Genomic DNA, 260 nt, shown 5'->3' on the forward strand with positions numbered 1-260 from the left:
GTGGTGGTCCGACCGGACCGGGTGATCTCGATGGCGGGGCGGGGAGGCCATCCCGGTCATTTCGGCGTCGAGATGTCCGACCGCAGCGTGTCGGCCGAAACCGAAGAGGAGAAAGACCATGCCTGACATCAAGATCGCCGTGATTCTCGGCAGCACCCGCCCCGGTCGCAACGGAGCCGGAGTGGCCCGGTGGGTGATGGAGCAGTCGGCGGATCGCGAGGCGATCTACGAACTCGTCGATCTCGCCGACTACCCCCTTC

The 260-nt window shown here is 66.2% G+C and carries 1 protein-coding gene; it reads left to right on the forward strand.

Features of this window, described 5'->3' with window-relative positions; genetic code table 11:
* Positions 1 to 118 precede the first annotated feature (118 nt).
* Positions 119 to 260 (forward strand): NADPH-dependent FMN reductase (locus AC1RPW_RS08550; RefSeq protein WP_481769537.1); only part of this gene is annotated, 142 nt, incomplete at its 3' end.

The sequence above is a fragment of the Dellaglioa sp. CoH-55-MRSF-8 genome (assembly GCF_056782195.1).